Source organism: Thalassobius vesicularis, assembly GCF_004799325.1.
Taxonomy (GTDB): domain Bacteria; phylum Pseudomonadota; class Alphaproteobacteria; order Rhodobacterales; family Rhodobacteraceae; genus Thalassobius; species Thalassobius vesicularis.
In genome coordinates this window covers 45,890-66,447 of the sequence record NZ_SSMD01000004.1, presented here as the reverse complement: position 1 = coordinate 66,447, position 20,558 = coordinate 45,890, and the positions used below count along the sequence as shown (strand labels likewise).

The following is a 20,558-nucleotide window of genomic DNA, read 5'->3' as shown; positions in this document are numbered from 1 at the left end:
AATTCCGTAAGGATGACCGATATGCTTGAACTTGGAAAAACCGCTGCCCCCGCCACCGACCTGATCAAGGACGTGACCGAGGCGAACTTCATGGCCGACGTGATCGAAGCTTCGAACGAAGTGCCCGTGATCGTCGATTTCTGGGCCACCTGGTGCGGCCCGTGCCGCACGCTGGGCCCGCTGCTGGAAAGCGCCGTGACCAAGGCCAAGGGTGCCGTCAAGATGGCCAAGATCGACGTCGATCAAAACCAGCGTCTGGCTCAGGCCTTGGCGCAGCAGGGTCTGCCGCTGCAATCGATCCCGACCGTCGTCGCCTTCGTCAAGGGTCGCCCGGTGGACATGTTCCAGGGTGCCGTGCCCGCCTCGGAAATCGACGCCTTCATCAAGCGCGCGATCGAGCAAGCCGGCGGCGATCCGTCGGGCGGTCTGGATGACGCGCTGGCCGCGGCCGAGGAAATGCTGGCCGAAGGCTCCGTTGCCGATGCCGCGCAGGTCTTTGGCGCGGTGCTTCAGGAAGACCCCGAAAACGCCACCGCCTTTGCCGGTCTGGCCCGCTGCCACCTGGCGATGGATGACGTCGATCAGGCCGAGGCCGTGCTGAACGGCGCCCCCGCCGCGATCAGCCACGATCCCCAGCTAGAGGCCGTCCGCGCCCAGATCGAACTGGCCCGTCAGGCCGCCAACTCCGGCCCGCTGGACGAACTGCGCGCCAAGGTCGAGGCCGATCCGGCCGACCTGCAGGCCCGCTTTGATCTGGCCCAGGCACTGCACGCCGCTGGCCAGGTGCAAGAGGCCGTCGATCAGCTGCTGGACCTGTTCCGCCGCGACCGCGAATGGAACGACGGTGCCGCCAAGGCCCAGCTGTTCACGATCTTCGACGCGCTGAAGGCAAACGACCCCATCGCTTTGCATGGCCGCCGGAAACTCAGCTCGATGATATTTGCCTAAGGTCGGGGCCGTACTAGGTCCGTCATCATGGCTTTGAAATTCGACCTGCCCAAGATCATTCCGGTTTTCCCGCTGCCCGGGGCGCTGCTGCTGCCCCGGTCGCGCCTGCCGCTGCATATCTTCGAGCCGCGGTACCTGGCGATGCTGGATGACGCGCTGAAATCACCCGGTCGCCTGATCGGGATGGTCCAGCCCTGCCAATGCGGGTCCAAAACGCGCCTGCACCAGATCGGCTGCGCCGGTCGCGTGACGCAATTCTCGGAAACCGAGGACGGGCGCTATATGATCACCCTGTCCGGTATCTCGCGCTTCCGCATCACCGAAGAGGTCGAGGGCTTCACCCCCTACCGCCGCTGCGCCGTGTCCTGGGACGATTTCAGCCGCGATCTGGGGCACGAGGAACAGGACGACGCCTTTGACCGCAACGCCTTCCTGAACAAGCTGTGCCGTTACTTCACGCAGCAGGGGCTGGAAACCGACTGGGAAACGCTGGAAGGCGCGGATGACGAGCTGCTGATCAACTCGCTGTCGATGCTGCTGGACCTGACGCCCGAGGACAAACAGGCGCTGCTTGAGGCACCCTGCCTGTGCACCCGGCGCGAAACCCTTGTCACCCTGATCGAATACGCCCTACACAGCGGCGACAAAGAGGAGCCGATGCAATGAGCGACACCCCCGCCTTCGACCGCCGTATGCTCGAAGCACTGATCTGCCCGCTGACCCATGGCCCGCTGGATTACGACGCCGAGGCGCAGGAACTGGTCAGCAAATCCGCCAAACTGGCTTTCCCGATCCGCAACGGCATCCCCGTGATGCTGCTCGACGAAGCGCGCGCGCTGGACTAAGCGCCCCGCTTTCTTTCAAAGAAAGCGGTCCGAAATCTTTTCAAGATTTCGGCACCCCCAGATACGACCGCAGCGCCAAAGGCGGATCCGCGAACAGCTGGGCCGTCGCAACCGGCGCATTGGCCCAGCCATCCGCCACCAGAATGGTCTGCGGGGCGATCCGCAGCGCATCTGCCGGGTCGTGTGTGACCAGCAGCAAGGTTGCGCCGGTCTCGTCCAGCACCTCCTCCAGCAGGTCCAGCATCTCGGCCTTCAGCGCCGGTCCCAGCGCGGCAAAGGGTTCGTCCAGCAGGACCAGCCCGCGCCCCTGCACCAGCACCCGCGCCAGCGCCACGCGGCTGGCCTGCCCGCCCGACAGTTGCCCGGGTTTGCGCCCTTCCAGCCCTTGCAGGCCAACCCTCTCCAGCGCCTGCGCCACGCGGGCGCGTTGCGCCGCGTCCAGCCGCAGGTCGGGGCGCAGACCCAGACCGACGTTTTGCGCAGCACTCAGATGCGGGAACAGGTTGTTGTCCTGAAACAGCATCGACACGGGCCGTTTCCCCGGCGCCAGCCCGGTCACGTCGCGCCCCTGCATCCGGATGCGTCCCTCGTCGACGGGCTGGAACCCCGCCACCGCGTTCAGCAGCGTCGATTTCCCCGCCCCGGACGGGCCGATCACCGCCACCCGCGCGCCGTCGGGCACGTGCAGATCCGCGCTCAGCTCGAACCCGTCTTGCCGGATCACCAGCCCTTCAAGCGTCAGCATCGCCGCGCCCTCCTCGATCGAAAATCCAGAACAGCGCCAGGCTGGTGGCCAGCAGCAGCAGCGCCGCGCCAAAGGCCGCCTCCATCCGGTACGCCCCCATCAGCCGATACATCTGCAGCGGCAGCGTCGCCTGACGCGGGTCGGCGAACAGCGCGATCACGCCAAGATCGCCCATCGCCATCGCCGCCGACAGGCCCGCCGCAAAACCCAGACTGCGCCGCGCGCGCGGCCAGATCAGCAGCTGCAGCCGTGCCCAGCCGGTCAGGCCCAGACTGTCGGCCAGACGGCCGTAATCCGTCTCGATCCGGCGCAGGCTGGGCGTCAGCACCCGCAGCGCGAAGGGCAGGATCATCACCGCGTTCACCGCCGCCGTCACCACAAAGGCCAGCCGCGCCGGGTTGATCCACGGGTTCACCAGCAGGAACAGCCCCGTCCCCAGCACCAGCGGCGAGGTCGCGATGCCCATCATCCCCAGCACCTCGACCCATCCGGCCCGGACCGAGGCCAGCCCGATCGCCAGCGCCATGCCCACCCCCAGCAAGGTCGAGGCCAGCGTGACCGCCAGCGACGCCCAGAACGCCTCCCAGACTGACGGGGGGAGCTGCCCCAGCCCTGCGGCGCCGCGCGCCACGATCAGCCCCAGCGGCACCAGCAGAAAGACCGAGACCAGCGCCAGCACCGCGCCGTCCTGCACCCGCAAGACCCAGCCTTCGCCATCCCAGCGCCGCAGCACGCGGTCGTGACCCAGCCCCTGCCCGTCGGGGCGCATGATGCGCAGGCCGATCCACAGCACCGCGCCGACCAGCACCGCCTGAATGGCCGCCAGCGTGGCGGCGCGGCCCAGATCGAACTCGAACCGGAACGCCTGATAGATCGCCAGCTCCAGCGTGGTCGCCTTGGGGCCGCCGCCCAGCATCAGCACCACGGCGAAACTGCTCAGGCACAGGCCGAACACGGCCAGCAGCGCACCGGGCACCATCGCCCGCAGCATCGGACCTTCCAGAAACCGCATCACCTGCGCCGGGCCCATGTCCAGCGCGGCGGCCAGACGGAATCGCTCGGCCGGGATTTCTTGCCAGCCTTGCAGCAGGATCCGCGTGGCCAGTGGTAGGTTGAAAAACACATGCGCCAGCAGCACACCGTGCAGCCCGTAGATCGAGAGCGGAGGCAACCCGACCAGCGCCAGCCCCTGGCTGACGATCCCGTTCCGCCCGAACACGGCCAGCAGGCCCAGAACGGCAACGATGACCGGCAGGATAAAGGGCGCGCCCAGCAGCGTGATCAGCGCCCCGCGCCCCGGGAAATTGCGCCGCGCCAGCGCCCGCGCGGTGGGGATGGCCAAGGCCACGCTCAGCACCGCCGACAGGCTGGCCTGCATCAACGTGAATCGCAGCGCGGCCCAGTCGCCGGGGCCCGGCGCACCGCCACCCCCCGCGAACCACAGGACCGCGCCCAAGGACGCCAGGACAAAGGCCGCGACCAGCGCCGCGGCCAATATCCCGGGCCAGGCCCGTCTTATTGCGACAGCGCCGACAGCCATTCCGTCATCGCCTGCTCGCGCACGGCATCGGCCATGTCGGCCGGCACCAGCAGCGATTTCACGGGCTGGATCAGGGTCTCAAAGCCCTTCGGCAGCCCGTCCTTCGGCATCACCGCCGGGTACATCCAGTTGGTCGTCGGGATCAGCGACTGGAACGCGTCCGAGACCATGAAGGCCAGGAACTTGTCCGCCAGCTCGGGCTGATCGGTGCCAGCGATCTTGCCTGCGACTTCGATCTGCATGTAGTGCCCCTCGTCGAACGCGGCGGCGGCCTTGGAGGCATCCTCCTCGGCGATCAGGTGATACGCGGGCGAGGTGGTGTAGGACAGCACCATGTCGGCCTCACCTTCCAGAAACAGGCCATACGCCTCGGACCAACCCTTGGTCACGGTGACGATGTTGTCAGCCAGACCGGCCCAGATCGCGGGGGCCTCGTCGCCATAGGCGGCCTTCACCCACATCAACAGCCCCAAACCGGGGGTCGAGCTGCGCGGATCCTGGATCACGATCTTCAGATCGCTGTCGGCCAGTTCCTTGAAATTCGCGGGGCCCGCCTGATCGGCCTTTTTGACAAAGGCGAAATAGCCCCAGTCATAGGGCACGAAATGCGTGTCTTCCCACGCCATCGGCAGGTCATAGGCGGCCGTCAGCTCGACCGGCGCGAACAGGCCCGTGGCCGTCGCTGCCGCCGTCAGCGTGGTGTCCAGGCCCAGCACGATGTCGGCCTCGGTGCGGTCGCCTTCCAGCTTCAGGCGGCCCAGCAGCGCGGCGCCATCACCCGCGCCCACGAATTGCAGGTCACAGGCGCATTCGGCCTCGAACGCCTTTTCCACGGCGGGGCCAGGCCCCCATTCCGAGACAAAGCTGTCATAGGTGTAGATCGTCAGTACAGGCGTTTCGGCCACGGCAGTGGTGGCAGCAAACAGTCCCGTGGCAAGCGCAAGATACTTCATTCGGTATCCTCCATATCTGCGACGGGCGGAGATCGTGTGGAGCATATCCAGACCTTCCCTCCGCCGGTCTTAACCGGTTCAGGTTCAACGGGTTCGCAGGATGCATCTCAGCCCTGCGCTTCTGTCGCAGGGCACCCCGAGGTACGCGCACAGCTAGCGCCTTGCCCCCCACGTTTCAAGGCAAAACCGCTTGTCGCGCGCGCCCCGCCCCGCTATTCCACCCCCAAAGGAGCCGCCCCATGAGCATGAACACCTTCGGTCATCTTTTCCGCGTCACCACCTGGGGCGAAAGCCACGGGCCTGCACTGGGTGCCACCGTGGACGGCTGCCCTCCGGGTGTCGTGCTGGACGAGGCGATGCTGCAACACTGGCTGGACCGCCGCAAACCGGGCCAGAACAAGTACACGACCCAACGCCAGGAACCCGACCAGGTGAAAATCCTGTCGGGCATGTTCGAGGGCCAGACCACCGGCACCCCGATCCAGCTGATGATCGAGAACACCGACCAGCGCTCCAAGGACTACGGCGACATCGCCGAGAAATTCCGCCCCGGCCACGCCGACATCACCTATTGGCAGAAATACGGCATCCGCGACTATCGCGGCGGCGGGCGCTCCTCGGCCCGTGAAACCGCTGCCCGCGTGGCCGCCGGCGGCATCGCGCGCGAGGCGATCAAAGCGCTGGTTCCGGGCGTCGAGATCAAGGGCTACATGACCCAGATCGGCCCGCACAAGATCGACCGCGCCCGTTTTGACTGGGACCAGATCGAACAGAACCCGTTCTGGTCGCCCGACGCCACTGCGGCGGGTGAATGGGCCACCTATCTGGACGGCCTGCGCAAATCCGGCAACTCGGTCGGCGCCGTGGTCGAGGTCGTCGCCCGTGGCGTCCCCGCCGGTCTGGGCGCGCCGATCTACGGCAAGCTCGACACCGATCTGGCCGCCGCGATGATGTCGATCAACGCCGTCAAGGGCGTCGAAATCGGCGAGGGCATGAACGCCGCCTGCCTGACCGGCGAAGACAACGCCGACGAGATCTTCATGGGTAATGACGGCCAGCCGGTCTATTCCTCGAACCACGCCGGCGGCATTCTGGGCGGTATTTCCAGCGGGCAGGATCTGGTGGTGCGCTTTGCGGTCAAACCGACCTCGTCCATCCTGAAAACCCGCCAGACCATCACCAAATCCGGCACGGCCGCCGAGATCATCACCAAGGGCCGCCACGACCCCTGCGTCGGCATCCGCGCCGTCCCCGTGGGCGAGGCGATGATGGCCTGCGTGGTGCTGGACCACCTGCTGCTGCATCGCGGCCAGATCGGCGCCAATCGCGGCAAGATCGGCTGATGCAAGCCCTGCGCCAGACCCTGCGCGACATCGCGAAACGGGACATGGCGCAGGACGCGGCCCATGATCTGGCGCATCTGGATCGGGTCTGGCTGACCGCCCGGGACATCGCCGAAACGATGGGCGGCGCGACCCGCCCGCTGCTGGCCGCCTGCTACCTGCACGATCTGGTGAACCTGCCCAAGGACGCCCCCGACCGCGCCCGCGCCTCGACCCTCTCGGCGCAGGCCGCCACCCCGCATCTGCGCGCGCTCGGCTTCTCCGACGACGAAATCGCCGAGACCACCCACGCCATCGCCGCCCACAGCTTTTCCGCTGGAATAGAGCCTGTTTCAGACACGGCCCGCATCCTGCGCGACGCCGACCGGCTGGACGCTCTGGGTGCCATCGGCATCGCCCGCACCTTCGCCGTTTCGGGCGCGCTCAGCCGCCCGTTCTACGACCCGACCGACCCCTTCGCAGCCAACCGCCCACTGGACGACACCGCCTATGCGCTGGACCATTGGCCGCTCAAACTGCTGCGCCTGCCCGACACGATGCTGACCGCACGCGGCAAACAGATCGCACAAGACCGCGCCGCCACGATGCGCGACTTCCTGACAACCCTCGCCGCCGAAATCGGATTCACCCCGGAGCACCCATGCTGGACATCCTGACCATCACCTTCCCGATCTTCGCGGCCATCGCCATGGGCTACGCCACCACCCGCGCCGGCGTCTTCGCCCCGTCCGAAATGCGCACGCTTGGCAAATACGTCCTGAACATCGCCCTGCCCGCGCTACTGTTCTCCGCCATCGGCAAGCAAGACCCGGCCGCCGTGCTGAACTTCAGCTACATGACGGCCATGCTGATCGGCGGCCTGCTGACCATCGCCGCCACCTACCTGTTCCTGGCGGCCCAAGGCGTCGGCCCCGCCCGCCGCGCCATCGGGGCAATGGGGGCAAGCTGCCCCAACTCGGGCTTCGTCGGCTTCCCGGTGATGCTGCTGATTTTCCCCGACAAGGCCGGCGTCATCCTGGCACTGAACTTCGTGGTCGAGAACTTCTTCATCATCCCCGCCTGCCTGATCCTGCTGGAACTCTCCCGCAAGGAAGAGCATCACTCGCTGGCCAAAATGCTGGGCAAGCTGTTCTGGTCGATCCTGAAACGCCCGATGGTCATCGCCCTGATCCTGGGCTTCGCGCTGATGCTCAGCGGGATGCAACTGCCCTCGGGCGTGAACCGCCTGATGGGCATGCTGGCCGCGTCGTCCTCGGCCCTGGCACTGTTCGTGATCGGCGGCTCGCTGGTCGGCCTCCCCCTACGCGGAGACGCCCCCCTCGCCGCACAGATCACCATCGGCAAACTGATCCTGCACCCCGCCCTGGTCTTCGCCGCCGCGGCCCTGCTACCCACCCTGGGTCTGCCCGCCCTGACCGGAGACATGCACACCGCCCTGATCCTGTCCGCAGCCATCCCGATGTTCACCATCTACACCGTGCTGTCCCAGGAATACGGCTACGAAGGCCTCGCCTCCATCGCCCTGCTGGCCGCGACCACGGCCTCGTTCTTCACCCTGTCGATCTTGCTGGCCCTGCTGACCTGACCCCTGCTTCTTTCTGAAGCAAAATACTCCCGCCGGAGGCCCGGAAAATTTCAAATTTTCCGGTCAAAATTCTTTGCAAGAATTTTGACCCCGCTCAGCCCTTCGGCTTTTGCTTCGACAGTTGCACCGCCAGAATACCCAGCGTGATCACCACCACGCCGACCACGTCCAGCAGGCCCAGCTTTTCGCCCAGTAGCACCGCCGCGATCGCCACGCCGAAGAACGGGTTGAGGAAGTGGAAGGTCGCCGCCTTCACCGCGCCGATATGGTTGACCAATGTGAACCAGACCCATGTCGCGGCCAGACCCGGCACCAGCGTGGTGTAGAAGAACGCCACCACCAGCTTCCAGTTCCACTCGACATGGATCGTCTCGAACGCGGCCGATGCCACGGCAAGGCACACCGCCCCCACCAGCATCTGCAGCCCCACGATCATCATCACGTTCCCGCCCGAGCTGGCCCCGCGCACCGACAGCGTCGCCACCGTCAGCGCCGCCGCCGCGATAAAGCACAGCGCCAGGCCGTACCGATCCACGCCGCCCTCCAGCCGTGCGCCCATGATCAGGACCACGCCGATGATGCCCAGCGCCAGGCCGATCACGCCCAACACGGGCAGCTTGTCGCGGAACACGATCCAGCCCGCCAGCGCCACCATCAGCGGCATCGTCGACGCGATGATCGAGGCCAGACCCGCCTCGACCGTCTGCATGGCGATGAAGTTCAGGCCCAGATACAGCGCGTTCTGGCAGATCCCGAAGATGATCGTCGCGCGCCATTGCGCCCGGCTCAGCCGGAACGTCTGCCCCAGCAGCAGCGCGATCGCGATGCCCAGCAGTCCCGAGATCAGGAACCGCAGCGACAGCGATGCCATCGGCGGCGCATAGGCCACGATGACCCGCGCCGAGGTAAAGGCCGAGCTCCACATCAGGGCGAAAGCCAGCCCCATACCAATCGCGCGAAAATCCACCCGTCGCCTCCTGATGCAAAAAGGGCCGTCCACTCGGGACGACCCTTTCGTAAACTCACATCAGATGCAAGATCAGCCGTTCACGCTGTCCTTCAGCGCTTTGGCGATGGTCATCTTCACCACCTTGTCGGCTTCTTTCTTGATCTGCTCGTTGGTGGCGGGGTTACGCACCATACGCTCGGGGCGCTCGCGGCAATAGATCTTGCCCAGGCCCGGCAGGGTCACGGCGCCGCCACCGGCGACTTCTTTGGTGACGATCGCGGTGATCGCGTCCAGCGCGGCACCGGCGGTTTTCTTGTCTGCGCCCATTTCCTCGGCCAGAGCGGCAACCAGCTGGGTTTTGGTCATCGGTTTGGTCATTTTTTTGTTCTCCTTGAATTGCCCGATCGTTGGGCCTCATTGCGCGACATTTAAAGGAATGTCACGGGGGAGCACAATCAATAGTGTCCCGATACCCCCTAAAAACATGCCTTTTGTGTTTGTTGACGCTTGGTCAGGGGTGCACCTACAGGAATGCCGTCTCGTCAAAGCTGCGCAGCTTGCGGCTGTGGATGCGTTCCAGTGGCATCTCTCGCAGCCGCTCCATTGACCGGATGCCGATCAACAAGTGCCGCGACACCTGCGTCTTGTAGAACTCGCTGGCCATGCCCGGCAGCTTCAATTCCCCATGCAGGGGCTTGTCGCTGATACACAAGAGGGTGCCGTATGGAACCCGGAACCGGAACCCGTTCGCCGCGATCGTGGCGCTTTCCATGTCCAGCGCGACGGCGCGCGATTGGCTCAGGCGCTGCACCGGGCCGGTATGGTCGCGCAGTTCCCAGTTGCGGTTGTCCAGGCTGGCCACGGTCCCCGTCCGCATGATCCGCTTCAGGTCATAGCCTTCCAGCGCGGTCGCCTCGGCCACGGCCTGTTCCAGTGCGATCTGGATTTCCGCCAGCGCGGGCACCGGCACCCAGACCGGCAGGTCGTCGTCCAGCACCTTGTCCTCGCGCAGGTAAGCATGGGCCAGCACGAAATCCCCCAGCGACTGCGACGAGCGCAGCCCCGCGCAATGGCCCACCATCACCCACGCATGAGGCCGCAGCACCGCGATGTGATCCGTCGCCGTCTTGGCGTTCGACGGCCCCACCCCGATATTCACCAGCGTGATCCCCGCGCCGTGTTTGCGCTTCAGGTGATAGGCCGGCATCTGGGGCATCTTGTCGGAATGCGGCAGCACCTGATCCGCCTCGGTGATCATGGCGTTCCCGGTGCTGACAAAGGCGGTATAGCCGCTGTCCGGATCGGCCAGCATCTTGCGGGCATAGGCCTCGAATTCCGAGACATAGAACTGGTAGTTGGTGAACAGCACGTGGTTCTGGAAATGCTTGGGGTCCGTCGCCGTGTAATGCGACAGCCGCGCCAGTGAATAGTCCACCCGCTGCGCCGTGAACGGTGCCAGCGGCCGCGTCCCATCCGGCGGCAGCGCGTAGGTGCCATTGACGATATCGTCATTCGTGGTGCTCAGGTCCGGCACGTCGAACACGTCGCGCAGCGTGAAACTGGCCGCCCCTTCCTGAGGCACACTCGCCCCCTCGGCCGTCATGGCGAAATGCACCGGCATTGGCGTGTCCGACACGCCCACCACCACCGGCACCCCGTGATTGTGGATCAACAGTCCGATCTGCTGCTCCAGATACCAGCGGAACAGGTCGGGCCGCGTGACCGTCGTCGCATAGGTACCCGGCTCGGCCACGTGGCCAAAGCTCAGACGGCTGTCGATCTTGGCAAAGCTGGTCGTGGTGATCCGCACCTCGGGGTAGAACGCCCGATAGCGCCGGTCCGCGTCCCCCGCCTTCATCGCCTGCGCGAACCGCTCCTGCAGGAACCCGACCGCCCCGCGATACAGCTCCTCCAGCCGGTCCACGGCGGCCTTGGCGTCGTCAAACGCCTCGGGCGCGGGCAGGTCGGGCGTTTCGATCACGGGGTTCAACGGCGTGGGGGTCATGCTCTGTCCTTTTTTGGTGACGTTGACACGGGACAGGCGGCTGTTCAACACTTGCCGCATGAGCGCCCCACCCCCGCATGATCTGAACCGCTTTGTCCTGGCGCAGGCCCGCAACTTTTCCGATGCCGAGCGCGAGGTCGCCACAGGCGCCAAGATCACCCACTGGATGTGGTACGTCTTCCCGCAACTGCGCGGTCTGGGCATATCGAACTTCGCCCAGCTCTACGGTCTGGATGGCGCGCCCGAGGCCCACGCCTACCTCGCGCACCCCATCCTCGGCCCCCGCCTGATCCACATGTGCCACCTGATGCTTTCCCACGCCGGCGCCCCGCCGCAGGACATTCTTGGCCAGATCGACGCGATGAAACTGCGCTCCTGCGCGACGCTGTTCGCCAGCCTCGTCGGCACCGACCCTGTGTTCCAACGCATCCTGGACAGGCTCTACGACGGCCAGCCCTGCACAAAGACTCTGGCGCTTCTGGCCTGACCGGTCCATCCTGCCGATAACGGAGGCACCCATGGACTTCATGACCCTGATCTGGATTTTCTTCCTGGTGACGGCCCTGCAGCCGATGCTGCAAAAACGCCTGCAAGAGGCCCTGCGCCAACGTAAGATCGACGAGATCCAGCGCAAGCGCGGCAGCCGCGTCATCGTGCTGGTGCACCGCCAGGAAACCATGAGCCTGCTCGGCATCCCGCTGGTCCGCTACATCGACGTGCAAGACAGCGAACAAATCCTGCGCGTCATCGACAACACCGAGGACACGACCCCCATCGACCTCGTCCTGCACACGCCCGGTGGCCTGGTGCTGGCGGCAACCCAAATCAGCCGCGCCCTGCGCAAACACAAATCCGACGTGCGCGTGCTGGTGCCCCACTATGCCATGTCCGGCGGCACCCTGATGGCGCTGGCCGCCGACCAGATCGTGATGAATCGCCACGCCGTGCTGGGCCCCATCGACCCCCAGATCGGCGACAGCCCCGCCGCCTCGATCCTGTCCGTCGTGGTGCAAAAATCCCCCGAAAAGGTCGAGGACGACACCCTGATCCTGGCCGACATCGCGCAGAAATCGCTCAACCAGGTCTGGGACGAGGCGGTCGAACTGCTGACCTCGCACATGGACCGCGACAAGGCCGAAAAGGTAGCCGAACAGCTGTCCTCGGGCCAATGGACCCACGACTACCCGATCTCAGCCGAAGAGGCGCTGGAGATGGGCCTGCCGATCAGCACCGACATGCCACAAGAGGTGATGGACCTGATGCGCCTCTACCCGCAGCCCACCAACAAACAAGGCGGGGTCGAGTACTTGCCCCGCAGCAAATAGGGGGGCTGTCTGCCCCCCTCTGCGTTTTCAACGCATTCACCCCCCGAGGATATTTTCAAAAAGAAGAAGGGGCACGTTAAGGTTAACGCACCCCCTTTGCTTCTTTCTGATCCAAATACTCACGGCACCCCGTCACCACGGGCGCGCGGGCCGAGAAGGAGGCTCAGGCGGCGTCGAAATCCAGCACCAGCTTTTCGCTGGTCGGGCGCGCTTGGCAGCCCAGGGTAAAGCCGGCTTCCAGCTCCCACGGCTCCAGCGAGTAGTTGATCGCCATTTCGGCGCTGCCTTCCTCGACCTTGCAGCGGCAGGTGCAGCACATGCCACCCTTGCACGAGTACGGCAGTTCCAGCCCCTGACGCGCGGCGGCATCGACGATGGTTTCGTCCTGCGCACCGAATTCAAAAATGCGGCGGGTGCCGTCCAGGATCACCTCGACCGTGACGCCCTTTTCGGCGGCGGCGGCGGCGGCGGCGGATTTCGGGGCGCGGGGGGCGTCGCCGTCCTCATAGAACCGCTCGAAGTGGATCTTGTCGCGCGCCACACCGGCGCCTTCCAGCGTTGCGGTGACGTCGTCGATCATGTCGCCGGGGCCGCACAGATACACGCCATCGGCGCCCGTCAGATCAATCGCCCCGGCTTTGCCCAGCGCGGCGACTTTCTCGCCCGAGATACGACCGTTCAGCAGGTCCACGTCTTGCGGTTCACGCGACAGGATATGGATCAGCGTAAAGCGATCGGTGTAGCGGTCCTTCAGCGCGTCCAGCGCCTCGCGGAACATGATCGAGCCGGTCGCCCGGTTGCCGTAGACCAGCGTCACCTCGTGCCCCTTGGCCAGTTCATCCGCGGCAATCGACACCATCGGCGTGATGCCCGAGCCTGCCGCGATCAGCACCAGGCGTGCCTCGCCGCGCGGGGTGAAACGGCCCTCGGGCGGCATCACCTGCAGCGTGTCGCCTGCCTTCAGCCCCTGAGCGAAGGTAGAGAATTTGCCGTCCTCGACCTGCTTCACGCCCACGGTCAGCGCCTTGCCGGGCAGGCTGGCGATGGAATACGAGCGGCGCAGGTCCTCGCCGTTGATTTCGGTGCGCAGGGTCAGGTATTGCCCCGGTTTCCAGTCGAACGCGCCGTTCAGGTCGGTCGGCACATCAAAGGTGATCGCCACCGAATCCGGGGTTTCCTTGGCGACGTTCTGGATAGTCAGCTGGTGAAACATCTCGCCAGTCCTCTCAGATACATTTGAAATAGTCGAAGGGTTCGGCACAGGCCTTGCAGCGGTATTGCGCCTTGCAGGCGGTCGAGCCGAACTCGCTCAGTCGTTCCGTATGGGTGCTGCCGCAGCGTGGGCAATGCACGGTGGTTTCGCCGAACAGCTTCAGCCCCTTGCCGGTGGCCTCTTCTGGCGGAGCGATCCCGTACTCGCGCAGCTTGGCGCGGCCCTCGGCGCTGATCCAGTCGGTGGTCCAGGCCGGGGACAGGACGCGCTCGATCTGCACGCGTTCGATGCCCGCATCCAGGATCGCGGTCTCGATCGCCAGTTCGATCGCCAGGGTCGCGGGGCAGCCGGAATAGGTGGGGGTGACCCCCACCCGGCAGACACCGTTTTCGACCCTAACCCAGCGCAAAATGCCCAGATCGGCGACCGTGACACAGGGGACCTCGGGGTCGGGAACCTGTGCTGCGGCCTCCCAGGCGCGCGCCTCCTCCTGCGCGGCCAGGGACATTACCAGCTGGCCCCGGGATGAGCGCGATACAGCGCCTGCATCACCGACAGCATGTGGCCCAGGTCCTCGCCGTGCAGGCCATCGCGGCCGCCGGTCTGGGGATAGGCCACCTCGGGCGTGGTCAGCATCGCTTCGGCGAAGATGTGGTTGATCACCGCATCAAAAGCCGGGCGCATGTCGGCACGTTTCGGCAGGATGCCCGCCGCTTCGGCCTCTGCCGCCGCAGCCGAGCTGACGAACAGCTCGTCCACATACATGGCCAGCGCCTGCACCGCGTCCTTCATCCGGGCGGCGCTTTCCTCGGTGCCGTCACCCAGGCGGATCACCCATTCACCCGCGTGACGGATGTGATAGGCCATCTCTTTCACGGCCTTGCCGGCCACGCCACGGATCACTTCGTCCGAGCTGTTCGCCGCGGCGTCCCAGAACGGCTTCATGAAGGCCGCGAAATACAGCTGGCGCAGCATGGTGTGGGCGAAATCGTCATTGCGACGCTCGACCAGCAGGCAGTTGCGATATTCGCGTTCGTCCCGCAGATAGGCCATGTCGTCCTCGGACTGGCCCTTGCCTTCCAGCTTGCCCGCATAGTCGTACAGCGTGCGCGCGGTGCCGATCAGATCCAGCGCCATGTTGGGCATGGCCAGGTCTTCTTCCAGCAGGGGCGCATGGCCGCACCATTCCGACACCCGGTGACCCAGCACCAGGTTGTCGTCGGCCAGCTCCAAAATCGCCTGATAAAGAGCCATCACATATGCCCCACTTCTTCGGGGATGTCGTAGAAGGTCGGGTGGCGATAGATCTTGTCGGCGGTCGGCTCGAAATTCTCGGCCGCCTGATCGGGGTCGCTGGCGACGATGTCGGCGGACTTCACCACCCAGATCGAGGTGCCCTCACCCCGGCGCGTATACACGTCGCGTGCGGCCTGGATCGCCAGAACCTCGTCCGCAGCGTGGATCGAGCCCACATGTTTATGCGAAAGCCCGTTACGGGGCCGAATGAACACTTCCCAAAGCGGAGTCGTCGTGACCATCTCGCTCTCCTCTCTATGTCTTAGAAACCTTACGGGACGGTGGGCGGGGCGAGGTTGCCAGCGGCAACCAGCGCCCGACCCCGTTCCTTACTCAGCCGCCATCTTGCGCGCGCGGCGCTTCTCGGCATGGGCCAGCGCAGCATCGCGCACCCATTCGCCTTTTTCCCACGCTGCCTTGCGGTCCCGGATACGGTCGCGGTTCATCACGCCCCCACCCTTCACCACGCGCCAGAATTCGCTCCAGTCGATGGGTCCGTGATCGTACCCACCCTTTTCCTCGTTCCACTTGCAATCCGCATCCGGAACAGTCAGCCCCAGGAACTCGGCCTGCGGCACGGTCGCGTCGATGAACTTCTGACGCAGCTCGTCATTGCTGAAGCGCTTGATCTTCCATTTCATCGACTGGTCCGAATGCTCGCTGTCCGCGTCATGCGGGCCGAACATCATCAGGGCGGGCCACCACCAGCGGTTCAGACTGTCCTGCGCCATCGCCTTCTGTTCCGGGGTGCCGCGGGCCAGCGTCATCACGATCTCATAGCCCTGACGCTGGTGGAACGACTCTTCCTTGCAGACGCGGATCATCGCGCGGGCATAGGGCCCGAACGAGCACCGGCACAGCGGGATCTGGTTCATGATCGCCGCGCCATCCACCAGCCAGCCGATGGTGCCGATATCGGCCCAGCTCAGCGTCGGGTAGTTGAAGATCGACGAATACTTGGCTTTGCCCGAGTGCAGTTCCTCGGTCATTTCCTCACGGCTGACGCCCAGCGTCTCGGCGGCCGAGTACAGGTACAGGCCATGCCCGCCCTCGTCCTGCACCTTGGCCAGCAGCGCGGCCTTGCGGCGCAGCGTCGGCGCGCGGGTGATCCAGTTGCCCTCGGGCAGCATCCCCACGATTTCCGAGTGCGCGTGCTGGCCGATCTGGCGCACCAGCGTGCGGCGATAGCCTTCGGGCATCGCGTCGGTCGGTTCGATCTTTTCCTCGGCGTCGATACGCGCCTGGAAACGGTCCAGAAAATCTTGGGATTCGTCGGTGCTTCCGTCAGCACCGATCAGGCCTTGCGAATACATAAGCTAGGTCTCCTCCTGTCGCTTAACCTGTTATATGTTACGAAATTTCGGAAATAAAGAATTTTCGTAACACTTGCTGTCAGAAAGTTTTCAGCGCACTGTCCGCGCATGGCTAAGACATTGATCTCTTTCGGGCATGGCTATTCGGCGGCAGGGCTGGCGCAGCGCCTGTTGCCCCTTGGCTGGACCATATTCGGCACCACCCGCAGCGCAGAACGCGCCGCCGCGATTCGTGAAACCGGGGTTCATCCGGTCGTGCTGGCCGATCCGAACGACCTCGACCAGCAGATCGCCTCTGCCACGCACCTGTTGATCTCGGCTGGCCCCGACGCGAACGGCGACCCGACTCTGGCGCGGTTCCGCGACGCCATCACCTCTGCGCGGCACCTCGAATGGGTGGGCTACCTGTCCACCACCGGCGTTTACGGCGACCATCAGGGCGGCTGGGTCGATGAAAGCACCCCGCTGACCCCCTCCACCCGGCGCGGCCAGTGGCGTGTCGATGCCGAGGCCGAGTGGCAAGCCCTGTCTCTGCCGCTCCACATCTTCCGTCTGGCGGGCATCTACGGCCCTACCCGCGGCCCCTTTGCCAAGGTCCGCAACGGCACCGCCCGCCGCATCATCAAGGACAATCAGGTTTTCAGCCGCATCCATGTCGACGACATCGCGCAGGTGCTGCACGCCTCGATCCAGCGCCCCAATCCCGGCGCCATCTACAATGTCTGCGATAACGAAGCCGCCCCGCCCGAGGACGTCATCGCCCACGCCGCGGTGTTGCTGGGCCTGCCGATCCCCCCGGCCGAACCCTATGAGACCGCCGAGATGACCCCGATGGCCCGCAGTTTCTATGCGGAATCCAAGCGCGTCCGAAACGACCGGATCAAGCAGGAGCTGGGGGTCGAGCTGCTCTACCCCGACTACCGCGCCGGGCTGCAGGCATTGCTGGATCAGGACTAGGCCTTAGCGTAATGCGGCCCCAACGAGCAGTACAACCAGCACCGCCGGCAGGATAATCCCCGTCACGCTACTGGATGCCGTATCGTGCTCGATGATTTCTGGCGTAATGATGGTTGGCGAGACCGTGCTGGACCCGTCCGCCAAGACCGGTCCGTTGCTCAAGAATAGGCCCGCCAGAGCGGCGGACAGCAAAATCCGTTTCATCGAAATACCTCCCACAAAGTTACCTTAGGTAACTCAGGGTCGTCCGATTCCCGGATTCGTGCAAGTTTTTAGGCAAAACGGGGGTTGCCCCCCGCAGAGCTTAGTCAGCCGCGATTGCGACGGCCAGCAGGAACCACAGGCCCATTGCCCAGGTGCCGTTGGACGAGCTGCTTGCCTCGGCTTTCACGACATCGGGTTCGACGCGTGCGGGCGCGGGCGAGCCTGCAAAGGCGGGGGCGGCCAGGGTCACGGCCAGCGACAGGGCGATCAGCTTTTTCATCCGGGTACTCCGATCCGTTCTAAGTGGTCGGGGAAACTATGCGCGCAAAACCGCTTATGGCAACCCTGCGCAGGCGTATTGCGCGGCTGTGACGCGAAAAACCGGCCTAAATCCCGGTGCAAAAGGCCGAATAGGCCTGCGAAGCGGCCAGAAACCCGTCTTCGACCAGCCGCCCGGGCCCTTCATAGACGCGCGGACCCGCGACTCGGATCGTGAAATCCCCGTCACCGGCGGCATCGACTCGGCGGGCATCCTCGGCGTGGTCCCAGGTTCCGGCGGCCACGCTGGCCCGGTCGCGCGCCAGGAAATCCCCGGCCAGTTTGTAGTGCTTCAGCACCAGACTGACATCCGCCACCACGACCCCGCTAGCCGCATGAGGATGCGTCATCAGCCGCACCCCGGCCACGTTGCGCACCAGCGAATGCTTGGTCAGCATGCAGTCCTCGTTGAACAGCAACCGCCGCACCCCGCCTGACAGCATCTGGATCCCCTCGGCCCCAGAGTTGTCGCGCAGGAACCATCCGATCGGGTTGTCCGGCAGGTGATAGGGGTGCCGTTGCAGCCCCTCAAGCGTGTAGCGATCCATCACCGCCCGCGACTGCGCATAATCCAGCCCGCGCGTCTGCGACAGCGGCAGCGGCGCGAACATGTCCAGCATCTGCGAGGTCACAGCCGTGAACCCCTGCCCGTTGCAATAGCGCAGCAACGCATGCAGCCCGAATGGCACCTCGGCCATCTCGTCCGAGTCGACGAACAGCACCCAACCGCCCCGCAGCACCATCCGCGCCGCCACCGCGCGCAGGGGGCATTCGTATTGCTTGGCCGGCAGGGTGTTTTGCAGCACCGTCACGCGGTCGAATCCCCGCGCGATCTCGACCGTCCGGTCGCTGGAGCCATTATCCATGATGATGACATGCGCCGCGCCCAGCGCCTGATGGTGCCGGATGAAATCGGCGACCCAGTATTCGGCGTTCTTCATCAGCGACACGACACCGGCCTGATCCTGCGCCAGATTAACCCGCGCAGGGCCATGCAGCACCTGCATCCGGGCGCGTACCAAGCGATCCGTCCGCGCCTCGCGCAGCTTCAACCGCAAGGCACCCAGCAGACCCATCAGCCCACCTGCCGCCCGATTTGCGCGATGCCCAGCACCTCCAGCACCTTGGCCTCGATGTCTGGGGCGTTCATGCGCGCGACGGCATACATGTCTTCCTGGCTGGCCTGGTCGATGAAGGTATCCGGCAGTACCATCGAGCGGAACTTCAGCCCGGTATCGAACACGCCCTCATCCGCCAACAACTGCGCCACATGGCTGCCAAACCCACCGACCGAGCCTTCCTCGACCGTAATAACCGCCTCATGATCCGCCGCCAGTTGCAGGATCAGCTCGCGGTCCAGCGGCTTGGCGAAACGCGCATCCGCGACAGTCGGCGTGATCCCCTTGGCGCTCAGCGCCTCGGCGGCTTTCATCACTTCGGACAGGCGCGTCCCAAACGACAGGATCGCCACGCGCTTGCCCTGCTGGATCATCCGGCCCTTGCCGATCTCCAGCACCTGCGGTTCCTCAGGCATCTCGACGCCCACGCCTTCGCCACGCGGATAGCGGAAGGCAATCGGGCCTTCGTCATGCGCCGCAGCGGTGGCGACCATATGCGCCAGCTCGGCCTCGTCCGCGGCGGCCATCACCACCATGCCCGGCAGGTTCGCCAGATAGGCCACGTCGAACGCCCCCGCATGGGTCGCGCCATCGGCCCCCACCAGCCCGGCCCGGTCAATCGCGAACCGCACCGGCAGGCGCTGGATCGCCACGTCATGCACCACCTGGTCATAGCCCCGCTGCAGGAACGTGGAATACATCGCGCAGAACGGTTTCAACCCGCCCGCCGCCAGACCGGCGCTAAAGGTCACGCCATGCTGTTCCGCGATCCCCACGTCGAAACAGCGGCTGGGGTAACGCTCGGCAAACAGGTTCAGCCCGGTGCCATCCGGCATCGCCGCCGTCACCGCGCAAATCTTGTCGTCCTTCGCCGCCAGCTTCAGCAGCGTATCGGCAAACACCTTGGTATAGCTCGGCGCGTTCGAGGGCGTCTTTTTCTGCTCGCCCGTCAGCACGTCGAACTTGGCCGTCGCATGGCCCTTGTCCCGTGCGCGCTCGGCCGGGCCATAGCCCTTGCCCTTTTTCGTCAGCACGTGGATCAGAATCGGCCCGTTCGCCCGCGCCTTGACCGTCCGCAGCACCGGCAGCAGCTGGTTCAGGTCGTGCCCATCAATCGGCCCGACGTAAGAGAACCCCAGCTCCTCGAACAGCGTTCCGCCCACGGCCATGCCTTTCAGCATCTCCTTGGCGCGCTTGGCGCCTTCGCGGAACGGTTCCGGCAACAGGCTGACCGCGCCCTTGGCGGCGGCCTTGAACTCCTGGAACGGTTCGCCCGCATACAGCCGCGTCAGGTAGGACGAAAACGCCCCCACCGGCGGCGCAATCGACATCTCATTATCGTTCAGAATCACGAACAGCCGCTTTTTCAGGTGCCCGGCGTTGTTCATCGCCTCGAACGCCATCCCCGCCGACATCGAGCCATCGCCGATCACCGCGATCGCATCGCCCAGCCCGCCATCCGCACTGCCACCCAGATCATGCGCCACCGCAAACCCCAGCGCCGCACTGATCGAGGTCGAGCTATGCCCCGCGCCGAACGGGTCATACACGCTCTCGGATCGCTTGGTGAATCCGCTCAGGCCCCCCTTGGTGCGCAGCGTTCGGATACGGTCGCGCCGCCCGGTCAGGATCTTGTGCGGATAGGACTGGTGCGAGACGTCCCAGATCAGCTTGTCCTTGGGCGTGTCGAACACCGCGTGCAGCGCCACGGTCAGTTCCACCACGCCCAGCCCCGCGCCCAGATGCCCGCCGGTGACAGACACCGCGCTGACCGTTTCGGCGCGCAATTCATCCGCGACCTGCCGCAGCTGAGCATCACTCAGGCGTTTCAGATCCGCAGGCGCGTGCACCTGGTCCAGCAATGGCGTCTTGGGTCGCTCGGACATGGCCCCTCCGGGCTG

Annotated in this window: 24 protein-coding genes and 1 riboswitch; of the genes, 9 read left to right on the top strand and 15 right to left on the bottom strand. The window is 65.3% G+C overall.

The features are described from left to right. Positions 1-12: 12 nt before the first annotated feature. From E7681_RS09260 to E7681_RS09250, 3 genes are read left to right on the top strand one after another with little or no spacing between them, the layout of a single operon-like run. Positions 13-948 (top strand): tetratricopeptide repeat protein, encoded by a 936-nt coding sequence (locus tag E7681_RS09260; protein WP_425471381.1) that lies wholly within the window; start codon positions 13-15, stop codon positions 946-948. Between the two features lie 27 nt (positions 949-975). Then, on the top strand, positions 976-1,614 hold the full coding sequence (locus E7681_RS09255) for an LON peptidase substrate-binding domain-containing protein (RefSeq protein WP_136339007.1): 639 nt from the start codon (positions 976-978) through the stop codon (positions 1,612-1,614). Continuing rightward, a complete protein-coding gene (locus E7681_RS09250) occupies positions 1,611-1,793 on the top strand; it encodes a Trm112 family protein (RefSeq protein WP_136339006.1) in 183 nt (60 codons plus the stop codon). Before E7681_RS09255 ends, E7681_RS09250 begins: the two co-directional genes overlap by 4 nt. Before the next feature lie 40 nt (positions 1,794-1,833). On the opposite strand, the gene E7681_RS09245 is transcribed toward E7681_RS09250, so the two are convergent. Genes E7681_RS09245 through thiB form a run of 3 tightly spaced genes read right to left on the bottom strand, consistent with a single transcriptional unit; the run spans position 1,834 to position 5,031 of the window. Continuing rightward, complete coding sequence (locus tag E7681_RS09245; RefSeq protein ID WP_136339005.1) at positions 1,834-2,538, bottom strand: thiamine ABC transporter ATP-binding protein; 705 nt, start codon at positions 2,536-2,538, stop codon at positions 1,834-1,836. Next, positions 2,525-4,078 carry a thiamine/thiamine pyrophosphate ABC transporter permease ThiP gene (locus E7681_RS09240; RefSeq protein WP_136339004.1) on the bottom strand — a complete coding sequence of 518 codons (1,554 nt, stop codon included), beginning with the start codon at positions 4,076-4,078 and terminating at the stop codon, positions 2,525-2,527. The genes E7681_RS09245 and E7681_RS09240 overlap by 14 nt, the downstream gene beginning before the upstream one ends. Beyond that, positions 4,054-5,031, bottom strand: a complete 978-nt coding sequence (thiB, locus tag E7681_RS09235) for a thiamine ABC transporter substrate binding subunit (RefSeq protein WP_136339003.1) — start codon at positions 5,029-5,031, stop codon at positions 4,054-4,056. The genes E7681_RS09240 and thiB overlap by 25 nt, the downstream gene beginning before the upstream one ends. 38 nt (positions 5,032-5,069) lie before the next feature. Next, a riboswitch (TPP riboswitch) is annotated at positions 5,070-5,180 on the bottom strand. 90 nt (positions 5,181-5,270) lie between these two features. Here thiB and aroC point away from each other — a divergent pair. The 3 genes from aroC to E7681_RS09220 are packed head-to-tail and all read left to right on the top strand — an operon-like array spanning position 5,271 to position 7,959. Next, positions 5,271-6,374 (top strand): chorismate synthase, encoded by a 1,104-nt coding sequence (gene aroC / locus E7681_RS09230; RefSeq protein ID WP_136339002.1) that lies wholly within the window; start codon positions 5,271-5,273, stop codon positions 6,372-6,374. Then, positions 6,374-7,030: an HD domain-containing protein gene (locus E7681_RS09225; protein WP_136339001.1), complete on the top strand. Its 657-nt coding sequence runs from the start codon at positions 6,374-6,376 to the stop codon at positions 7,028-7,030. Before aroC ends, E7681_RS09225 begins: the two co-directional genes overlap by 1 nt. After that, positions 7,015-7,959 carry an AEC family transporter gene (locus E7681_RS09220; protein WP_136339000.1) on the top strand — a complete coding sequence of 315 codons (945 nt, stop codon included), beginning with the start codon at positions 7,015-7,017 and terminating at the stop codon, positions 7,957-7,959. The genes E7681_RS09225 and E7681_RS09220 overlap by 16 nt, the downstream gene beginning before the upstream one ends. 94 nt (positions 7,960-8,053) lie before the next feature. Here E7681_RS09220 and E7681_RS09215 read toward each other — a convergent pair whose 3' ends face one another. From E7681_RS09215 to E7681_RS09205, 3 genes are all read right to left on the bottom strand, one after another. Then, complete coding sequence (locus E7681_RS09215) at positions 8,054-8,926, bottom strand: DMT family transporter (RefSeq protein ID WP_136338999.1); 873 nt, start codon at positions 8,924-8,926, stop codon at positions 8,054-8,056. A gap of 72 nt (positions 8,927-8,998) precedes the next feature. After that, positions 8,999-9,286 (bottom strand): HU family DNA-binding protein, encoded by a 288-nt coding sequence (locus tag E7681_RS09210; RefSeq protein WP_136338998.1) that lies wholly within the window; start codon positions 9,284-9,286, stop codon positions 8,999-9,001. Between the two features lie 145 nt (positions 9,287-9,431). Then, positions 9,432-10,913 (bottom strand): AMP nucleosidase, encoded by a 1,482-nt coding sequence (locus E7681_RS09205; protein ID WP_211089779.1) that lies wholly within the window; start codon positions 10,911-10,913, stop codon positions 9,432-9,434. A gap of 58 nt (positions 10,914-10,971) precedes the next feature. On the opposite strand from E7681_RS09205, the gene E7681_RS09200 reads away from it, so the two are divergent. Further along, entirely contained in the window at positions 10,972-11,400 is a 429-nt protein-coding gene (locus tag E7681_RS09200; protein WP_136338997.1) for a DUF1810 domain-containing protein, read from the top strand. Positions 11,401-11,431: 31 nt separating this feature from the next. Next, positions 11,432-12,238: an SDH family Clp fold serine proteinase gene (locus E7681_RS09195; RefSeq protein ID WP_136338996.1), complete on the top strand. Its 807-nt coding sequence runs from the start codon at positions 11,432-11,434 to the stop codon at positions 12,236-12,238. A 163-nt stretch (positions 12,239-12,401) separates the two neighbouring features. Here E7681_RS09195 and E7681_RS09190 read toward each other — a convergent pair whose 3' ends face one another. The 5 genes from E7681_RS09190 to paaA form a co-directional block, all read right to left on the bottom strand. Beyond that, positions 12,402-13,451 (bottom strand): 2Fe-2S iron-sulfur cluster-binding protein, encoded by a 1,050-nt coding sequence (locus tag E7681_RS09190; protein WP_136338995.1) that lies wholly within the window; start codon positions 13,449-13,451, stop codon positions 12,402-12,404. A gap of 13 nt (positions 13,452-13,464) precedes the next feature. Continuing rightward, on the bottom strand, positions 13,465-13,959 hold the full coding sequence (paaD, locus tag E7681_RS09185; RefSeq protein ID WP_136338994.1) for a 1,2-phenylacetyl-CoA epoxidase subunit PaaD: 495 nt from the start codon (positions 13,957-13,959) through the stop codon (positions 13,465-13,467). Continuing rightward, the gene (gene paaC, locus E7681_RS09180; RefSeq protein ID WP_136338993.1) at positions 13,959-14,705 is read right to left on the bottom strand and encodes a 1,2-phenylacetyl-CoA epoxidase subunit PaaC; all 747 of its coding nucleotides are present in this window, start codon (positions 14,703-14,705) and stop codon (positions 13,959-13,961) included. The genes paaD and paaC overlap by 1 nt, the downstream gene beginning before the upstream one ends. Beyond that, positions 14,705-14,989, bottom strand: coding sequence for a 1,2-phenylacetyl-CoA epoxidase subunit PaaB (gene paaB, locus E7681_RS09175; protein ID WP_136338992.1), 285 nt, complete (start codon positions 14,987-14,989; stop codon positions 14,705-14,707). Before paaB ends, paaC begins: the two co-directional genes overlap by 1 nt. Positions 14,990-15,076: 87 nt before the next feature. Then, positions 15,077-16,060 carry a 1,2-phenylacetyl-CoA epoxidase subunit PaaA gene (gene paaA / locus E7681_RS09170; protein WP_136338991.1) on the bottom strand — a complete coding sequence of 328 codons (984 nt, stop codon included), beginning with the start codon at positions 16,058-16,060 and terminating at the stop codon, positions 15,077-15,079. Positions 16,061-16,168: 108 nt separating this feature from the next. Between paaA and E7681_RS09165 the strand changes: the two genes are divergently transcribed. Beyond that, complete coding sequence (locus E7681_RS09165) at positions 16,169-17,017, top strand: SDR family oxidoreductase (protein ID WP_136338990.1); 849 nt, start codon at positions 16,169-16,171, stop codon at positions 17,015-17,017. A 3-nt stretch (positions 17,018-17,020) separates the two neighbouring features. Here the strand turns inward: E7681_RS09165 and E7681_RS09160 are convergent, their stop codons facing one another. The 4 genes from E7681_RS09160 to dxs all read right to left on the bottom strand — a co-directional run bounded on the left by E7681_RS09160 (position 17,021) and on the right by dxs (position 20,543). Beyond that, the gene (locus tag E7681_RS09160) at positions 17,021-17,221 is read right to left on the bottom strand and encodes a hypothetical protein (RefSeq protein WP_136338989.1); all 201 of its coding nucleotides are present in this window, start codon (positions 17,219-17,221) and stop codon (positions 17,021-17,023) included. Positions 17,222-17,321: 100 nt separating this feature from the next. After that, positions 17,322-17,501, bottom strand: a complete 180-nt coding sequence (locus tag E7681_RS09155) for a hypothetical protein (RefSeq protein ID WP_136338988.1) — start codon at positions 17,499-17,501, stop codon at positions 17,322-17,324. A 106-nt stretch (positions 17,502-17,607) separates the two neighbouring features. Continuing rightward, positions 17,608-18,615, bottom strand: coding sequence for a glycosyltransferase family 2 protein (locus tag E7681_RS09150; protein ID WP_136338987.1), 1,008 nt, complete (start codon positions 18,613-18,615; stop codon positions 17,608-17,610). Continuing rightward, positions 18,615-20,543, bottom strand: a complete 1,929-nt coding sequence (gene dxs, locus E7681_RS09145) for a 1-deoxy-D-xylulose-5-phosphate synthase (protein WP_136338986.1) — start codon at positions 20,541-20,543, stop codon at positions 18,615-18,617. The genes E7681_RS09150 and dxs overlap by 1 nt, the downstream gene beginning before the upstream one ends. Positions 20,544-20,558: the final 15 nt, after the last annotated feature.